At 68.8% G+C, this 14,838-nt stretch carries 16 protein-coding genes; 8 read left to right on the forward strand and 8 right to left on the reverse strand.

Annotated features, from left to right (window positions below):
* From fchA to BLQ49_RS19550, 5 genes are all read left to right on the forward strand, one after another.
* On the forward strand, positions 1–645 hold the full coding sequence (gene fchA / locus BLQ49_RS19530) for a methenyltetrahydrofolate cyclohydrolase (RefSeq protein ID WP_091718694.1): 645 nt from the start codon (positions 1–3) through the stop codon (positions 643–645).
* A 433-nt stretch (positions 646–1,078) separates the two neighbouring features.
* A complete protein-coding gene (locus BLQ49_RS19535) occupies positions 1,079–2,257 on the forward strand; it encodes a malate--CoA ligase subunit beta (RefSeq protein WP_091718697.1) in 1,179 nt (392 codons plus the stop codon).
* Between the two features lie 16 nt (positions 2,258–2,273).
* Complete coding sequence (gene sucD / locus BLQ49_RS19540; protein WP_091718699.1) at positions 2,274–3,164, forward strand: succinate--CoA ligase subunit alpha; 891 nt, start codon at positions 2,274–2,276, stop codon at positions 3,162–3,164.
* A gap of 143 nt (positions 3,165–3,307) precedes the next feature.
* Positions 3,308–6,058, forward strand: coding sequence for a phosphoenolpyruvate carboxylase (locus BLQ49_RS19545; RefSeq protein ID WP_091718701.1), 2,751 nt, complete (start codon positions 3,308–3,310; stop codon positions 6,056–6,058).
* A gap of 332 nt (positions 6,059–6,390) precedes the next feature.
* On the forward strand, positions 6,391–7,362 hold the full coding sequence (locus BLQ49_RS19550) for an HpcH/HpaI aldolase/citrate lyase family protein (protein ID WP_091718703.1): 972 nt from the start codon (positions 6,391–6,393) through the stop codon (positions 7,360–7,362).
* A 103-nt stretch (positions 7,363–7,465) separates the two neighbouring features.
* Here the strand turns inward: BLQ49_RS19550 and BLQ49_RS19555 are convergent, their stop codons facing one another.
* The 4 genes from BLQ49_RS19555 to BLQ49_RS19570 form a co-directional block, all read right to left on the reverse strand.
* The gene (locus BLQ49_RS19555; protein ID WP_091718705.1) at positions 7,466–8,317 is read right to left on the reverse strand and encodes a glycosyltransferase family 2 protein; all 852 of its coding nucleotides are present in this window, start codon (positions 8,315–8,317) and stop codon (positions 7,466–7,468) included.
* Entirely contained in the window at positions 8,314–8,907 is a 594-nt protein-coding gene (locus tag BLQ49_RS19560) for an SAM-dependent methyltransferase (RefSeq protein WP_091718707.1), read from the reverse strand. Before BLQ49_RS19560 ends, BLQ49_RS19555 begins: the two co-directional genes overlap by 4 nt.
* Positions 8,904–9,641: a PIG-L deacetylase family protein gene (locus tag BLQ49_RS19565; RefSeq protein WP_091718709.1), complete on the reverse strand. Its 738-nt coding sequence runs from the start codon at positions 9,639–9,641 to the stop codon at positions 8,904–8,906. Before BLQ49_RS19565 ends, BLQ49_RS19560 begins: the two co-directional genes overlap by 4 nt.
* Positions 9,642–9,818: 177 nt before the next feature.
* Positions 9,819–10,142, reverse strand: coding sequence for a helix-turn-helix domain-containing protein (locus BLQ49_RS19570; RefSeq protein ID WP_244507688.1), 324 nt, complete (start codon positions 10,140–10,142; stop codon positions 9,819–9,821).
* A 209-nt stretch (positions 10,143–10,351) separates the two neighbouring features.
* Here BLQ49_RS19570 and BLQ49_RS19575 point away from each other — a divergent pair, with 209 nt between their 5' ends.
* Positions 10,352–10,864 carry an META domain-containing protein gene (locus BLQ49_RS19575; RefSeq protein WP_091718713.1) on the forward strand — a complete coding sequence of 171 codons (513 nt, stop codon included), beginning with the start codon at positions 10,352–10,354 and terminating at the stop codon, positions 10,862–10,864.
* 94 nt (positions 10,865–10,958) lie between these two features.
* On the forward strand, positions 10,959–11,123 hold the full coding sequence (locus BLQ49_RS29795; RefSeq protein ID WP_167627740.1) for a hypothetical protein: 165 nt from the start codon (positions 10,959–10,961) through the stop codon (positions 11,121–11,123).
* 349 nt (positions 11,124–11,472) lie between these two features.
* Here the strand turns inward: BLQ49_RS29795 and BLQ49_RS19585 are convergent, their stop codons facing one another.
* From BLQ49_RS19585 to BLQ49_RS19595, 3 genes are all read right to left on the reverse strand, one after another.
* Positions 11,473–11,754, reverse strand: coding sequence for a hypothetical protein (locus BLQ49_RS19585; RefSeq protein WP_091718717.1), 282 nt, complete (start codon positions 11,752–11,754; stop codon positions 11,473–11,475).
* A gap of 163 nt (positions 11,755–11,917) precedes the next feature.
* Positions 11,918–12,451: an inorganic diphosphatase gene (gene ppa / locus BLQ49_RS19590; RefSeq protein ID WP_091718719.1), complete on the reverse strand. Its 534-nt coding sequence runs from the start codon at positions 12,449–12,451 to the stop codon at positions 11,918–11,920.
* Between the two features lie 95 nt (positions 12,452–12,546).
* A complete protein-coding gene (locus BLQ49_RS19595; protein ID WP_091718721.1) occupies positions 12,547–13,053 on the reverse strand; it encodes a GNAT family N-acetyltransferase in 507 nt (168 codons plus the stop codon).
* A 187-nt stretch (positions 13,054–13,240) separates the two neighbouring features.
* Between BLQ49_RS19595 and BLQ49_RS19600 the strand changes: the two genes are divergently transcribed.
* Positions 13,241–13,966: a tyrosine-protein phosphatase gene (locus BLQ49_RS19600; RefSeq protein WP_091718723.1), complete on the forward strand. Its 726-nt coding sequence runs from the start codon at positions 13,241–13,243 to the stop codon at positions 13,964–13,966.
* Between the two features lie 8 nt (positions 13,967–13,974).
* On the opposite strand, the gene BLQ49_RS19605 is transcribed toward BLQ49_RS19600, so the two are convergent.
* Positions 13,975–14,832 (reverse strand): prephenate dehydratase, encoded by an 858-nt coding sequence (locus BLQ49_RS19605; protein WP_091718725.1) that lies wholly within the window; start codon positions 14,830–14,832, stop codon positions 13,975–13,977.
* Positions 14,833–14,838 lie beyond the last annotated feature (6 nt).

Here is a 14,838-nt window from a genome sequence, read left to right on the forward strand (position 1 = left end):
ATGTCGGACACGCAGCAGGCGCCTGAGAACGCCTCCATCCAGACTTTCCTGACGGAGCTCGCCAGCGCCGCCCCGACCCCCGGGGGCGGCGGCGCGGCGGCGATCTCCGGCGCCATGGGCGCGGCCCTGGTGTCGATGGTCTGTAACCTCACCATCGGCAAGAAGAAGTACGTCGAGGTCGAGGCCGAGCTGAAGGAGGTTCTGGCCAAGTCCGAGGGGCTGCGGGTGGTGCTCACCGGCATGATCGGCGAAGACGTTCAGGCCTTCGACGCCGTGATGGGCGCCTACGGCCTGCCCAAGGCCACCGACGACGAGAAGGCGGCGCGAGCAGACAAGATCCAGGCGGCGCTCAAGACCGCCTGCGATGTGCCGCTCGCCTGCTGCCGGGCCTGCCGCGCGGTGATCGACCTCGCGGCGATCACGGCCGACAAGGGCAATCTCAACGTCGTGTCGGATGCCGGCGTGGCGGTGCTCTCGGCCTATGCCGGCCTGCGCAGCGCGGCGCTCAACGTCTACGTGAACGCCAAGGGTCTTGAGGACCGGGAGTTTGCCGACGAGCGGTTGAAGGAGCTGGAAGAGTTGCTTGGCGAGGCCGGCGCGCTGACCGAGAAGGTCTACGAGATCGTGAAGGCCAAGGTGAACTGACCATCCACGCCGCTCTCCCTCCATGCAGAGAGGGAGAGCGGCTGCTTGGAAGCGCTTAACTTAACAGCGTGTCCGGTTTTACCAATCGACACTGTCGTCTTTGCGAGCGCAGCGAAACAATCCAGGGTGGCGCCACGATCGCAGAGGTCTCGCTGTTCTGAGTCACTTCGCTACGCTCGTGATGACGAAGAGGCGCCTCGAACGTAGCGTTCAAACGAGAATCGTATCGGATCGACAGTCGAGGCCGGGTGCATCACGCCCCGGCCTCGTTGTTTTTGTGTATGTTGCGTCGCAAAAACGAATACGATCCGTGTTGCGACTGCGAAAAAGACCCCCTGAACCGGTGGATCAAAAAATTTGACGGGCGTATTCTTTCGACTCAACTAAACTGAAGCGCATCACCAGCGGCAACGAACCGCGGAGGAGGCGCCGAATGGACGTCCACGAGTATCAGGCCAAGGAGCTGCTCGCGAGCTTCGGCGTGGCCGTCCCGAAAGGCGCCATCGCGTTCAGCCCGGACCAGGCGGTCTACGCCGCCACCGAGCTCGGCGGCTCGTTCTGGGCCGTCAAGGCGCAGATCCACGCGGGCGCCCGCGGCAAGGCCGGCGGCATCAAGCTGTGCCGGACCTACAACGAGGTTCGCGACGCCGCGAAGGATCTCCTGGGCAAGCGCCTCGTCACGCACCAGACCGGCCCCGAGGGCAAGCCGGTCCAGCGGGTCTACGTGGAGACCGCCGACCCGTTCGAGCGCGAACTTTATCTCGGCTACGTGCTGGACCGGAAGGCCGAGCGCGTCCGCGTCATCGCCAGCCAGCGCGGCGGCATGGATATCGAGGAGATCGCGGCCAACGAGCCCGATTCCCTCATCCAGGTCGTGGTCGAGCCGGCGGTGGGCCTGCAGCAGTTCCAGGCGCGGGAGATCGCGTTCCAGCTCGGGCTGAACATCAAGCAGGTCTCGGCCGCGGTGAAGACGATCATGAACGCCTACCGGGCGTTCCGCGACTGCGACGGCACCATGCTGGAGATCAACCCGCTCGTCGTCACCAAGGACGACCGGGTGCTGGCGCTCGACGCCAAGATGTCGTTCGATGACAACGCCCTGTTCCGCCGGCCGGGCATCGCCGACATGCACGATCCCTCGCAGGGCGATCCGCGCGAGGCCCAGGCCGCCGAGCACAACCTCAGCTATATCGGCCTCGAAGGCGAGATCGGCTGCATCGTCAACGGCGCGGGTCTGGCCATGGCCACCATGGACATGATCAAGCACGCGGGCGGCGAGCCGGCGAACTTTTTGGATGTCGGCGGTGGTGCGTCCCCTGAACGGGTGGCGACGGCCTTCCGGCTGGTCCTCTCGGACCGCAACGTCAAGGCGATCCTGGTCAACATCTTCGCCGGCATCAACCGCTGCGACTGGGTCGCCGAAGGCGTCATTCAGGCCGCCCGCGAGGTGAAGATCGACGTGCCGCTCGTCGTGCGCTTGGCCGGAACGAATGTCGAAGCGGGCAAAAAAATCCTGGCCGAGAGCGGCCTCGACCTGATCACCGCCGACACCCTGTCGGAGGCGGCCCGCAAGGCGGTCGACGCCTGCGCGTCGGCCAAGACCCAGCACTGAAAGGGGAGACCGCGCCATGAGCATCCTCATCGACGAGACCACCCCGATCATTGTTCAGGGCATCACGGGCGACAAGGGCACCTTCCACGCCAAGGAGATGCTGGATTACGGCACGAACGTCGTCGGCGGTGTCACCCCGGGCAAGGGCGGGCGCACGCATCTTGGCCTGCCGGTGTTCAACACCGTCAAGGAGGCGGTGGCGGCGACCGGGGCCACGACCTCGATCACCTTCGTGGCGCCGCCCTTCGCGGCAGACGCCATCATGGAGGCGGCCGATGCCGGGCTGCGGCTTGTCTGCTCGATCACCGACGGCATCCCGGCCCAGGACATGATGCGGGTGAAGCGCTACCTGATGCGCTACCCGCGGGATCGCCGCACCATGGTGGTCGGCCCGAACTGCGCGGGCATCATCTCGCCCGGCAAAGCGATGCTCGGCATCATGCCCGGCCACATCTACCTCCCGGGCAATGTCGGGGTGATCTCCCGCTCGGGCACGCTCGGCTACGAGGCCGCCGCGCAGCTTAAGGAGCTGGGGCTGGGGATCTCGACCTCGGTGGGCATCGGCGGCGACCCGATCAACGGCTCGTCCTTCCTCGACCACCTCGCCCTGTTCGAGACGGACCCGGATACCGACGCGGTGCTGATGATCGGCGAGATCGGCGGCCCGCAGGAGGCGGAGGCCTCGTCCTGGATCCGCGAGAACATGTCGAAGCCGGTGATCGGCTTCGTGGCCGGGCTGACCGCGCCGAAGGGTCGGCGCATGGGCCATGCCGGTGCGATCATCTCGGCGGCTGGCGACAGCGCCGCCGAGAAGGCGGAGATCATGCGCTCGTACGGGCTCACCGTGGCGCCAGATCCGGGCAGCTTCGGCCAGACCGTGGCCGACGTGCTCGCCCGAGCGGCGTAGATCCTTCCCTCCCCCTTGTGGGGAGGGACCGAGGGTGGGGGTGGTTCAGGACGGGGCGTTTCGGTGCCTCCTGCACCACCCCCACCCCCCACCCCCTCCCCGCAAGGGGGAGGGGAGCAGACCGCGCGCCACGAGGTGGCCCCATGACCCGCACCCTTCACGCAACCCCCGGTCTCGTCGACGCCACGGCCTTCGCGCCGCCGGTGATCGTCGGCACGTCGTCGGAGCAGGCGCTGGACATCCTGTTCCAGGCGCTGCTCGACGTCGCCCGCCGGCATGACCCGGACCTTGAAGCCGTGCTGCACGGCACGGCCGACATCTCGCGCTTCTCGCCGCAGATGCTGGCCCGGGCGCTCCAGGTGCAGGGCATCTGGTTCCAGCTGATCTCGATCGCCGAGCAGAACGCCGCGATGCGCCGCCGCCGCCACGTGGAGCGTACGGAAGGCCGCGCCGCGCTCAGCGGCTCATTCGCGAAAGTCTTCGCCGACGCGCGCAAGCAGGGCGTGCCGCCTGAAAAAATCCAGGCGCTGCTCACCGACCTGCGCATCCGCCCGACGCTCACCGCCCACCCCACCGAGGGCAAGCGCGTCACGGTGCTGGAAAAGTTCCGCCGCATCTACCTCGTCCTGCGCGAGCTGGAGATGCCGCGCTGGACCGATCGCGAGCGCAACGGGCTCATGAACGAGCTGCGCGACCAGATCGAGCTGGTCTGGATGACCGGCGAGCTGCACTTGGAGAAGGCGACCGTCGAGCGGGAGGTGGCCTGGGGGCTACACTTCTTCGACGAGACCCTGTTCGAGATGCTGCCCGAAACCCTGGAGGCGCTGCACGAGGCGCTGGCCGAGACCTATCCGGGTACGGAATTCCGGGTGCCGCCGTTCTTCCAGTTCGGCTCGTGGATTGGCGGCGACCGGGACGGCAATCCCTACGTCACCGCCGCCGTCACCCGACAGACCCTGCACCGCAACGCGCTCGCCTCGCTCACCCGCTACCGCGACCGCGTGCGCGAGCTGGGTCGGACTCTGTCGCTGACCGAGCGCTCGCTGCCACTGCCCGAAGAGTTCCGCGCGGAACTGGAGCGGCACCTCGCCGAGAGCGGCCAGGGGCGCGCCATCACCCGACGCAACCCGGGCGAGCCGTATCGCCAGTATCTCTCCTGCGTCTCCCGCAAGATCGAGGCGACGATCGCCCGCAATGAGGGCGAGCACCCGTCCGGTCCCGATTATGCCAGCGCGGACGGGCTGATCGAGGACCTGCGCACCCTGGAGCGCGGCCTGACCGAGGCCAAGTGCGGGGCGCTGGCCCGGGACCTCGTCCGCCCGGTCCGCCGGATGGTCGAGATCTTCCGGTTCTCGACGGTCCGGCTCGACCTGCGCGAGAACACCACCCGGACCACCGACACGCTCCACGCTCTCTGGCGCCAGCGCAACGGCGAGGGCGTGCCACCGGAACTCGGCTCGGCGGCGTGGCGGCAATGGCTCGATACGGAACTCGCCCGCCCGCGCGATCCCGAGCGGTCCTTCGAGGACCTGCCCGACGCGGCGCGCGAGACGCTCGCCACCTTCGCCCTCGTGGCCGAGATGCGCGAGGCTCTGGATCGGGAGGCGTTCGGCGCCTTCGTGCTGTCGATGACCCGCTCGGTCGAGGACGTCCTCGGCGCCTACCTGCTCGCCAAGGAGGCGGGCGTGTTCCTCGACGCGGCTGGGACCGAGATCTGCCCGCTGCCGATCGTGCCCCTGTTCGAGACGATCGACGACCTGCGCGCCGCCCCGGCGATCATGCGGGCGCTGCTCGGGACGCCGGTGGTGCGCCGCTCCACCCGCTGGCAGGGCGGGGTGCAGGAGGTGATGATCGGCTATTCCGACTCCAACAAGGACGGCGGCTTCGTCGCCGCCAACTGGGAGCTGTACAAGGCGCAGAGCAAGCTGACCCGGCTCGGCCAGGAACTCGGAATCGGCATCGCCTTCTTCCACGGGCGCGGCGGCTCGGTGAGCCGCGGCGGCGTGCCGACCCATCGGGGCATCATGGCCCAGCCGCCGGGCTCGATCCGCGGCCGGTTCCGCACCACCGAGCAGGGCGAGGTCGTCTCGTTCAAATACGCCAACCGCGGCACCGCCGCCTATCAGATGGAGCTGCTCGCCGCCTCCGTGTTCGAGCACGCGCTGGCGGGCGACGGCGAACGGGCGGGCCCCGGTCACGACGACGCCCTGGAGGCGCTCGCCGGTGCGTCCCGAGCCGCCTACGTGCAGCTGCTCCAGACCGACGGGCTCGTGGACTATTTCCAAGCGGCGAGCCCCCTCGACGAGATCGCGCTGCTGAATATCGGCTCGCGCCCGGCGCGCCGGTTCGGCGCCCGCTCGCTCTCGGACCTGCGGGCGATCCCTTGGGTGTTCGCATGGTCGCAGAACCGTCACGTGATCACCGGCTGGTACGGCGTCGGCTCCGGGCTCGCGAGCTTCATCGACGTGCGCGGCCGCGAGGGCGAGGCGACGTTGAAGCGCCTGTTCAACGAGTCGCGCATCCTCCGCCTCGTCCTCGACGAGGTCGAGAAGACGCTGATGATGGTCGATCTCGACATCGCCCGCGCCTATGCGGGCCTCGTTCCGGATGCCGGCATCCGCGATCGCATCTTCTCGATGATCGAGGCCGAGTACGCGCTGACCCGGGAGATGGTGATGCGGGTGAGCGGCGGCGGGGAACTCGCCGAGCGCTTCCCGCTGTTCCGCGACCGGCTCAAAGGTCGGCTGCCGACGATCAATCAGGTGAGCCGCGAGCAGGTGGAACTGCTCGCCCGCTACCGGGCCGAGACCGACGAGGACCGGCGCGAGGCGGTGAAGTCGGCGCTGCTGCTGTCGATCAACTGTATTGCGGTCGGCTTCGGAGCGACGGGGTGAGGCGGCGCGGGATCTGCACGCACGATTCCCTCCCCCCTTTGCGGGGGAGGGTGGCCCGCGAAGCGGGTCGGGACGAAGTCCCGCAAGGGGGAGCGACGGTGCAGGATGTGGCTTTAGCCCTCACGTATGCTCCCCCTTTTTCTGAGGCCGGGTTCCCCTCTCCCGACCCCTGCTGACGCAGGGGCCACCCTCCCCCGCAAAGGGGGGAGGGAGAGCCGCGCGCCCTCAACAACAAGTCTTGCTCTGTCGCCACGCGGTGCGAGCGCCATTTTCACCGCCGAGCGGATACCCCGCCACGGCATCAGAACCATCACCAGGAGAGAGAAACACCCATGAGCTTCACCCTGATCCAGCAGGCCAAGGCCCGCCTGCACCGCTCCGAGCTGGCCGTTCCGGGCTCGAACCCGACCTTCATGGAGAAGGCCACATCCTCGGCCGCCGACGTGATCTTCCTCGATCTGGAAGACGCCGTGGCCCCCGACGACAAGGAGAAAGCCCGCACCAACATCATCCAGGCGCTGAACGACCTGGATTGGGGCAACAAGACCATGATGATCCGCATCAACGGTCTCGACACCCACTACATGTACCGCGACGTAGTCGACATCGTCGAAGCCTGTCCGCGGCTCGACATGATCCTGATCCCCAAGGTCGGCGTGCCGCAGGACGTCTACGCCATCGATGTGCTGGTCACCCAGATCGAGCAGGCCAAGAAGCGTGAGAAGAAGCTCGGCTTCGAGGTGCTGATCGAGACCGCGCTGGGCATGGCCAATGTCGAGGCGATCGCCCAATCCTCGAAGCGCCTGGAGGCGATGTCGTTCGGCGTGGCCGATTACGCGGCCTCGACCCGCGCCCGCTCCACCGTGATCGGCGGCGTGAACCCGGACTTTTCGGTGCTCACCGACAAGGACGAGGGCGGCAACCGCCAGACCCACTGGCAGGATCCGTGGCTGTTCGCCCAGAACCGCATGCTGATCGCCTGCCGCGCCTATGGCCTCCGCCCGATCGATGGCCCGTTCGGCGACTTCTCGGATCCGGACGGCTACACCTCGGCGGCCCGGCGCTGCGCGGCGCTCGGCTTCGAGGGCAAGTGGGCGATCCACCCGAGCCAGATCGATCTGGCCAACGAGGTCTTCACGCCGTCCGAGGCCGAGGTCACCAAGGCCCGCCGCATCCTGGAGGCCATGGAAGAGGCCGCCAAGGCCGGACGCGGCGCCGTCTCGCTCGACGGTCGCCTGATCGACATTGCCTCGATCCGCATGGCCGAGGCGCTGATCGAGAAGGCGGATGCGATGAAGGGCTGAGCGGATCTCCGCTCACGCCGCTCAACCAGCGCGCCGCTGTCATTGACGGTGGCGCGTCTTTGCTTCGCTCACGCTTGCAAAGACGGCGAGGCCGCCGCTGATCTCAGAACGGCCGGTCATCCGGCAGACGCGCCGCCGCCATCTCTCCCGGCGTCGGATCGCGCAGGATTTCGATTCCCTCACGCCAGTCCGCCCCGATCAGCCCGAGCCGGGCGAAGGCGTCGAGCCAGCCGTCCATCGGCCAGAGGCCGTGCCGCGCCTGGAACCGCGACGCATTGGCAACGATATCGCGAAAATGCTGGAGCGGCGGATCGTAGCCCGGGTGATGCTGGTGATAGGCCCGCGGGCCGCCGAGGAACAGGATCGGCACGCCGGCCTTCTCAGCCCGGAACGCCAGATCCGTATCTTCCGCGCCGTAGCCGGAGAACGACTCGTCGAAGCCGCCGAGCCGGTCGTAGGTCTCGGCGCGCACCGCGAAGGCCAGCGACCAGAACAGGCCGGCTTGCGGCGCGGCGGTTACCACCCCGGCGGGTGGGAAGGCACGCACCGGGTGCGGATGCCCGAGGCCATCGAGGTCGGCCTCCTGCCAGCCATCCGCGACGGCGCCGGCCGGCAGGTAGCCGATCTCGCAGCAGATCAGCCCGTCATGCTCGGCGACGGCCTGTTCCAGGCCGGCAACGAGTCCCGCGGAGGGGATGCAATCCACGTCGAGGAAGATCAACGTGTCGGTCCGGGCCGCCCGGCGGCCGGCATTGCGCGCGGCCGCGAGCGGCAGGCCATCATGGGGGAACGGCACGCGCACCGCGGGGAAGGGCAGGTCCGGAAGAGGCGCCGGGTCGTTCCCGATCTCCACCACGACGCAGGCGGCGGGTGGCGCCCCGCGAGCGAGACCTTCCAGCAGGCGCGCGAGGTGCGCGTCCCGGCCCTTGTTGAGCGTGATGACTGTCGTGCTCACGCCGTGGCCCCGGCACGCAGCACATCGATGCGATACGCGGCCGTCCGCGCCTGGTGCAGGAGGCCGGCGAAGGGCCGGGCCTGTGCGATGAAGCCTTCGGCGGCCCCGTCGCCGGATTGCGGATAGTCGGTCACGCCGAGCCAGTGCACCAGGACGATGTCGCCGCCGGGCTCTATCGCGGCCGCGGCGCGCTGAGCCAGGGCGGCGAGATCCGCCGGCGCCAGGAAGTAGAGGAACTCGGACAGCACAATCAGGTCGAATCGGCCCGCCGGCCAATCGATCGGCAGGGCGCCTTGCTGGATCTCGACGTTGGGCTTGTCGATGCAGCGGGTACGGGCCGCCTCCACCGCGCCGGGAACGAGGTCGGTGGCGAGCAGTCGGTCGCAACGTGCGGCGAGGGCGTGCGTGAACACCCCGATCGAACACGCGGGCTCGAAGGCGAACCGATAGCGCGCCCGCGGCAGGGCGGCGAGCGTCGCCGCGTATTTGTCGCGCTCGTAGGCCGAACTGGTGAAGCGCCAGGGATCGGGATCGCTGGCATAGATGCCTGCGAAATAGTCACCCGACAGGGTCTGCGTCCGCCGATTCATGCCAGGACCGCGACGAAGCGCTCGTAGGGGCCGCAGAGGCGTTCGATCATGGCGGGCTCCAGCCGAAACCCTTGCGGATCGTCCGAGATCAGGTCGGTCGTCTGGGATTCATGCGCTGCCACGGCGCGGACCTTGGTCGCGCGATACGCGGAGACATCGAGGCGCAGACCCGTCGGCGCGGGGCCGACCTCGGTCTCAGGCGGCAGGGTCCAGCCCCAGACTGGGTATTCGTAGACCCGCACCGCCGGCATATGCGACCGGGCGAGGGTGACGATGGCGGCCGAGGCCTTGTGATCGCAATGGGGGTCGTGGCGCCAGGTCACGAACACCGCGCCCGCTCCGCAGGCGGCCGCCGCCTGCGCGACGGCGCGCGCGGCATCCTCGGCAACCGGTCCTGCGCTCGGCACATGGGCATCCGGCAGGCGTAGGAAGGTGACGTCCTCCGCCGCCAGGCCGAGGATGGACACCGCCCGCATCGTCTCGACCTCGCGCAGGGTGCGGAGCTTCTCGGGGGGATAGAGGCGGGAATGCGTGTGCGAGCCGCAGCCGTCGCTCACGACGATCAGGTGGACACGCCGACCGGCCGCCCGCGCCGCCGCGATCAATCCGCCGCAGCCGAGGCTCTCGTCATCGGGATGGGGGGCGACGACCACGAGACCGCCGGCACCGACCAGCGCATCGAGGCTGCCCAGGGGAAGGGCGTCGGCCGCCGCCAGGAAAGCATCGGCGCGCATCAGCGGGTCGCCTTCCGGGCGGAGGCGGTCTGCGCGGTCTTCCGGGGTGGGAGGTCGAGAGGGTCGGTCACGGATCGCTCCAAGCGGCGTGCAGGGCGTACCCCCGGCTATCGCTCCGAGCATCTGAACGCGCCCTGAGTGGCACCGCTCAGGCGGTGCCTTCGGACCTCCCGTCGGCTACCGATCGTTCTCGGTGGTCAAGGCGCCCAGCCGCGTCCCCTCGTCGACGCCCGACGCTTCTGTCAAATGGACGCCCTGATTCGGTGCCGCGGTGAAGACCGCCCCGGCCGCGCAGAGCGCGCTGCGCAGGGCCTCGATCTGCCCGCTCGGCGGATCGCCATAACCGCCCTCGAAATCGCGCACGAGCCGTTCGTCGAGCCCGACCTTCGCGGCGAGGTCCGCCTCGGACCAGCCGAGCAGCCCGCGGGCCGCCCGCGACTGCGCCGGGCTCATCGCCGGCGCCCTCGCGCCGCTCTGCGCACCCTCGTCCGATCCTGCCAAGGCCACTCTCCCGAACCACGATGATCAACAACGATGGCCGCCGCGGTTCGTTTCCGCGCAGACGCAGATCGACCGCGACCATAATTGTGCTGAAATCCTGTCGCATCGGCCGGAAGCGATGGATTCGGAACGGCCCGCAGCGATGCCCGGTGCGGTTCGCCGGATTCGGGATGACCTGAGCGCAGAGCGCGCGAGATGGGGACGGAACGATGAGAGGGGTGCTGATCGCAACCTTGGCCTGCACGGTTCTGGCCGCGGGCCTGACCGCAGCGACACAGGCGCAGGCCCAGATGGGGGCGCCCACGGGCTTCGGTAAGGGCAACCGCCGTCCCGGCGGCGAGGACGAGAAGAAGCCCCAGTACGTGCCGGGGGCCAAGGCCAGCGAGAAGATCTTCCCGCTCGATTCGACCTGGACGGCCGTGAGCCTGAACGGCAAGCCGTTTTCGGGCGGCGACCGGCCGAGCTTCATCATCGACAAGCAGTATCGCGCCCGCGGCTACGGCGGCTGCAACACCTTCGCGGCTACCGCCTTCCCGCTCAAGGAGCAGCACATCGCGGTCGGTCCGCTCGCGCTGACCAAGAAGAGCTGCGACAAGGGCCTCGCGGCCTCCGAGCAGGCCTTCTTCATCGCCCTGCGCACCTCGGCCGTGTGGGATCTGGTCGGATCGCAGCTGGTGCTGAAGAGCCCGAATGGCGAGCTGAAGTTCGACCGCGCCCTTTAAAGCGGCGTTCACCACGCCACACGATGGCGGGAATCGATTCAGACTGTCTTGGGGACCTTCGGGCCCCACTCCTCCGGTATCGAGGAGTGGACGGATGCCAGTGGGGATCGGTATCGGGCGCGGGGCGGATCTGCGCCCCGGTGTGGCGCGGAGCCTGCGCTTTTCAGGACCCGACGGGTTCCACGCCGGTGCCCTGTGGCTGGCCGCCACCATCCCCGTGATGGCGACGCTGCTCCTCCTCGTCCGGCTCGCATCCTGACGAGGTTGGCCGCAGCGTCCTGGGCTGGTCAGGGGGCCCCGGCCACCTTCCGACGCCTGTCCGGCCGTTCGGTGTGGGCCGGCTCGGCCGGGTCCTTCAAGGCTTTTACGGGTGGGAACAAAGCCGCAAGGCCCGCCGCAACGCCGTAGAGAACCGGGTCGGAATTCAGTCCCGCCCGGGGTGGATTGAGATCACTCGTCCGCATCGTCCCTCTGCGGGCATCGCGCGCATTCGCGTGCATCCGTCCGCGCCCTCATGTCTGCCAGTCAACACTTCGCGACGGGTCAATGCCGCGCTCCGCGATTCGTTGCCGCGGGCACTTGCCTTTTCAGTAGGTCGACACTGGCCTTCAGCCGCGCCGCCTAAGCACGACGGTCGGCGGCGCCTCGACGCGGGGGCAGGTGGCTGGGGTCACGCTCATGATCGCCGCGCTTGGGCAGCGTGCCCGACATCCTTGAGTTGCCTCGATCTGATCGCGGCCGCAGGCATCGGCGAAGCAGAAAGACCCGAGATCCTCGCAGGTCGCCCGGAAGCCGCCGAGCGGCGCGACCTCGCGCAGATCCGCCGCCCACGCGGCGCCTTGGACCAGCAAGGCCCCCAGAAGGCCAATCGATGCCAGCAGCCGCACCATGTTGGTCTCCGATCCAAGTCTCGGGGGCGTGCAGGGGCGGCCTCAGCCGGCAGCTTCCAGGCCCCGACCGTCCTTGCTTTGAGGCGCCCGCAAGGACGGAGGGATGTCCATTACGGCGTGTGTTGCGCGGATCAACGGCCCGTCGATCCGCGCCGACCCGACCTCAGGTCTTGGTTTTGCCGCGCTCGATGGCTTCTTCGATCAGCCGGTGCGCCTCTTCTTTGTCACCCCAGCGGACGAACTTGACCCACTTGCCGGGCTCCAGGTCCTTGTAGTGTTCAAAGAAGTGCTGGATCTGCTGGATCGTGATCTCGGGCAGGTCGGTGTAGTTCTCGACCCGGTCGTAGCGCTTGGTCAGGTGGCGCGAGGGAACCGCGATGATCTTCTCATCCTCGCCGCCCTCGTCCTGCATCACCATCACGCCCACGGGGCGCGCGCTGATGATCGCGCCCGGTAGGACGGCGCGGGTGTTGGCCACCAGCACGTCGCAGGGATCGCCGTCGCCCGACAGGGTGTGGGGAATGAAGCCGTAATTCCCCGGGTAGAACATTGGCGTGTACAGAAACCGGTCGACGACCAGCGCGCCGGATTCCTTGTCCATCTCGTACTTGATCGGCTCGCCGCCGAGCGGGACCTCGATGATCACGTTGACGTCGTGCGGCGGCTTCTTGCCGAGCGAGATGGATTCGATTCTCATGGCGTTCCGCTTCCAGGGTGCCCAAGGCGTCGGAGACCTCTTAGAGACGCCGCCCGAACTTGCAAATCCGGTCCCGCAACGAGCGCTGGAAAACGTCAGCCGAACAGGAAGCCGACTTTGGGCAGGGGAACGCCCGCGACCCGGTCGAGCACCCGCGGACCCGGCTTGCCGCCGAGGCCCTCGTAGAAGGCGCCGGCCCGGTCATTATCCTCAAGGCTCCACACGCCGAGCTGTGTCAGGCCATGATCGATGAGGTCGTTGCGGACAGCCCGGAACAGGCGGCGGCCGAGGCCGAGGCCCTGGTATTCGGGCAGGAGATACAGCTCGTCGACCTCGGCTTCGGTGCCGAGCGCCCGGCTGCGCGTCCGCCCGTAGGCCGCGTAGCCGACGATCCTGTCGGCCGTCTCCACCACGGCGATCGGGCGTCCCCGGCGCAGGGCCCCCCGCCACCAGGCCCGGTCGCGGCTCGCGATCAGGCGCTCCAGGGCGACGCCGGGGATGATGCCACGATAGGCCTCGCGCCACGACGCATCGAACACCTTGGACAAGCCGCCGAGATCGGCCTCGCGGGCCCGGCGGATGCTCGTGGTGCGCGTGCTCATGGGCTTCGGGCCTCCCCTCGTCCGACCGGCGGATAACCCGCGCGGTCCGCCCAGGTTCGATGCCGATCCGGGCAGAGTGAAGGCAAGATCGACGCCGGAATCCCGGGGCGTGCCGGTGCGGTGGTGAATTGCCGGCTCGGTGGGCGGCTGTTAGAGCCCGTGCTCCGTTCCCACGGCAGCCCCGGCCTTGTTCAACCGCTTCCTCAAGCCCGAGACGCGCTACGCGCGCCGCATGGCCCGGATCGCCCGCTTCGAGCGGCCGATCGCCGGTCCGGGCGACAGGCTGCGGGCCTGGGCCAACATGCTGCTGATGGATCACGGCGTGTTCCGGCTCGCCTATCTCAACCGCCACCGGGTCGGCACGGGAGCGCTCTGGCGCTCCGCCCAGCCCGGCCCGCACCAGCTCGCCCGCTTCCGGGCCGAGGGCGTGCGGACGATCATCTCTTTGCGGGGCGGGCGCGAGCACGGCTCCTGGCCGCTGCAGCGGGAGGCCTGCGAGCGCCATGGGCTGAAGCTCGTTGAGTTCGTGCTGCGCTCCCGGGAGGCGCCGGACCGGGCGACGATCCTCGCCGCCAAGGCGTTCTTCGCCGGCATCGAGTACCCGGCCGTGATGCACTGCAAGTCGGGCGCCGACCGGGCCGGCCTCGCCTCGGCGCTCTACCTGATCCTGCACGAGGGCCGCTCCGTCGCCGAGGCCGCACGCCAGCTCTCGGCCCGCTACGGCCATCTCCGCTTCGCCAAGACCGGCATCCTCGACGCCTTCTTCGCGCGCTACCGGATCGAGGGGGAGGCGAAGGGGATCGACTTCCTGACCTGGGTCGAGACCATCTACGATCCGGAGGCGCTCAAGCGGGATTTCCGGCCGGGCTTCTGGTCGGATCTGGCGGTGGATCGGGTGCTGCGGCGCGAATAGCCGGGCGCCTACTCCGCCGCTGGCCGCGCCGCCTCGCGGAACGGGTGGGCCGGGTAGGTGCCGATCACCCGCAATTCGCGCGAGAAGAAGCCGAGCTCGTCGAGCGCCCGGGCGAGGCCCGGATCCTCGGGGTGACCGTCCACCTCGGCGTAGAACTGCGTCGCGGTGAACTCGCCGTCCATCATGTAGCTCTCGAGCTTCGACATGTTGACGCCGTTCGTCGCGAAGCCGCCGAGCGCCTTGTAGAGCGCCGCCGGAATGTTGCGGACGCGGAACACGAAGCTCGTCACACAAGGCCCCGTCCCGGGGGCGACCGGCTCGGCCTCGGGGGAGAACACCACGAAGCGCGTGGTGTTGTGCGCCTCATCCTCGACATCGCGCGCCAGGATGTCGAGGCCGTAGACTTCGGCAGCCAAAGCCGGCGCCAGGGCCGCCCGGCTCGGATCGCCGAGGTCCTTGATCTCGCGGGCCGCCCCCGCGGTGTCGCCCGCAACCACGGCCTTGAGGCCCAAGCGACGGATGATCCGACGGCACTGGCCGAGCGCATGGACGTGGCTGTGGACGCTCTTCAGCGCCTCGAGTTGCGTGCCCGGCAGCACCATCAATTGAAAATGGATCGGCAGGAAGTGCTCGGCCACGATGTGCAGCGGCGAGGTCGGGATCAGATGGTGGATGTCGGCGACGCGGCCCGCGATCGAGTTCTCGATCGGGATCATCGCCCGCTGGGCCCGGCCCTCCGTCACTGCCGCGAAGGCGTCCTCGAAGCTGGGGCAGGGGAGCGGCGTCCAGTCGGGATAGGCCTGCGCGCAGATGATGTGCGAGTTGGCCCCGGGTTCTCCCTGATAGGCGATGGTGCGGTCTGTCATGGCTCG

The sequence above is a fragment of the Methylobacterium phyllostachyos genome (assembly GCF_900103445.1).
Lineage (GTDB): Bacteria > Pseudomonadota > Alphaproteobacteria > Rhizobiales > Beijerinckiaceae > Methylobacterium > Methylobacterium phyllostachyos.

Coding starts and splice junctions, on each gene's coding strand:
- fchA (WP_091718694.1), top strand. CDS start 1: ATGTCGGACACGCAGCAGGCGCCTGAGAACGCCTCCATCCAGACTTTC.
- BLQ49_RS19535 (WP_091718697.1), top strand. CDS start 1,079: ATGGACGTCCACGAGTATCAGGCCAAGGAGCTGCTCGCGAGCTTCGGC.
- sucD (WP_091718699.1), top strand. CDS start 2,274: ATGAGCATCCTCATCGACGAGACCACCCCGATCATTGTTCAGGGCATC.
- BLQ49_RS19545 (WP_091718701.1), top strand. CDS start 3,308: ATGACCCGCACCCTTCACGCAACCCCCGGTCTCGTCGACGCCACGGCC.
- BLQ49_RS19550 (WP_091718703.1), top strand. CDS start 6,391: ATGAGCTTCACCCTGATCCAGCAGGCCAAGGCCCGCCTGCACCGCTCC.
- BLQ49_RS19560 (WP_091718707.1), bottom strand. CDS start 8,907: ATGAATCGGCGGACGCAGACCCTGTCGGGTGACTATTTCGCAGGCATC.
- BLQ49_RS19565 (WP_091718709.1), bottom strand. CDS start 9,641: ATGCGCGCCGATGCTTTCCTGGCGGCGGCCGACGCCCTTCCCCTGGGC.
- BLQ49_RS19575 (WP_091718713.1), top strand. CDS start 10,352: ATGAGAGGGGTGCTGATCGCAACCTTGGCCTGCACGGTTCTGGCCGCG.
- BLQ49_RS29795 (WP_167627740.1), top strand. CDS start 10,959: ATGCCAGTGGGGATCGGTATCGGGCGCGGGGCGGATCTGCGCCCCGGT.
- BLQ49_RS19585 (WP_091718717.1), bottom strand. CDS start 11,754: ATGGTGCGGCTGCTGGCATCGATTGGCCTTCTGGGGGCCTTGCTGGTC.
- ppa (WP_091718719.1), bottom strand. CDS start 12,451: ATGAGAATCGAATCCATCTCGCTCGGCAAGAAGCCGCCGCACGACGTC.
- BLQ49_RS19595 (WP_091718721.1), bottom strand. CDS start 13,053: ATGAGCACGCGCACCACGAGCATCCGCCGGGCCCGCGAGGCCGATCTC.
- BLQ49_RS19605 (WP_091718725.1), bottom strand. CDS start 14,832: ATGACAGACCGCACCATCGCCTATCAGGGAGAACCCGGGGCCAACTCG.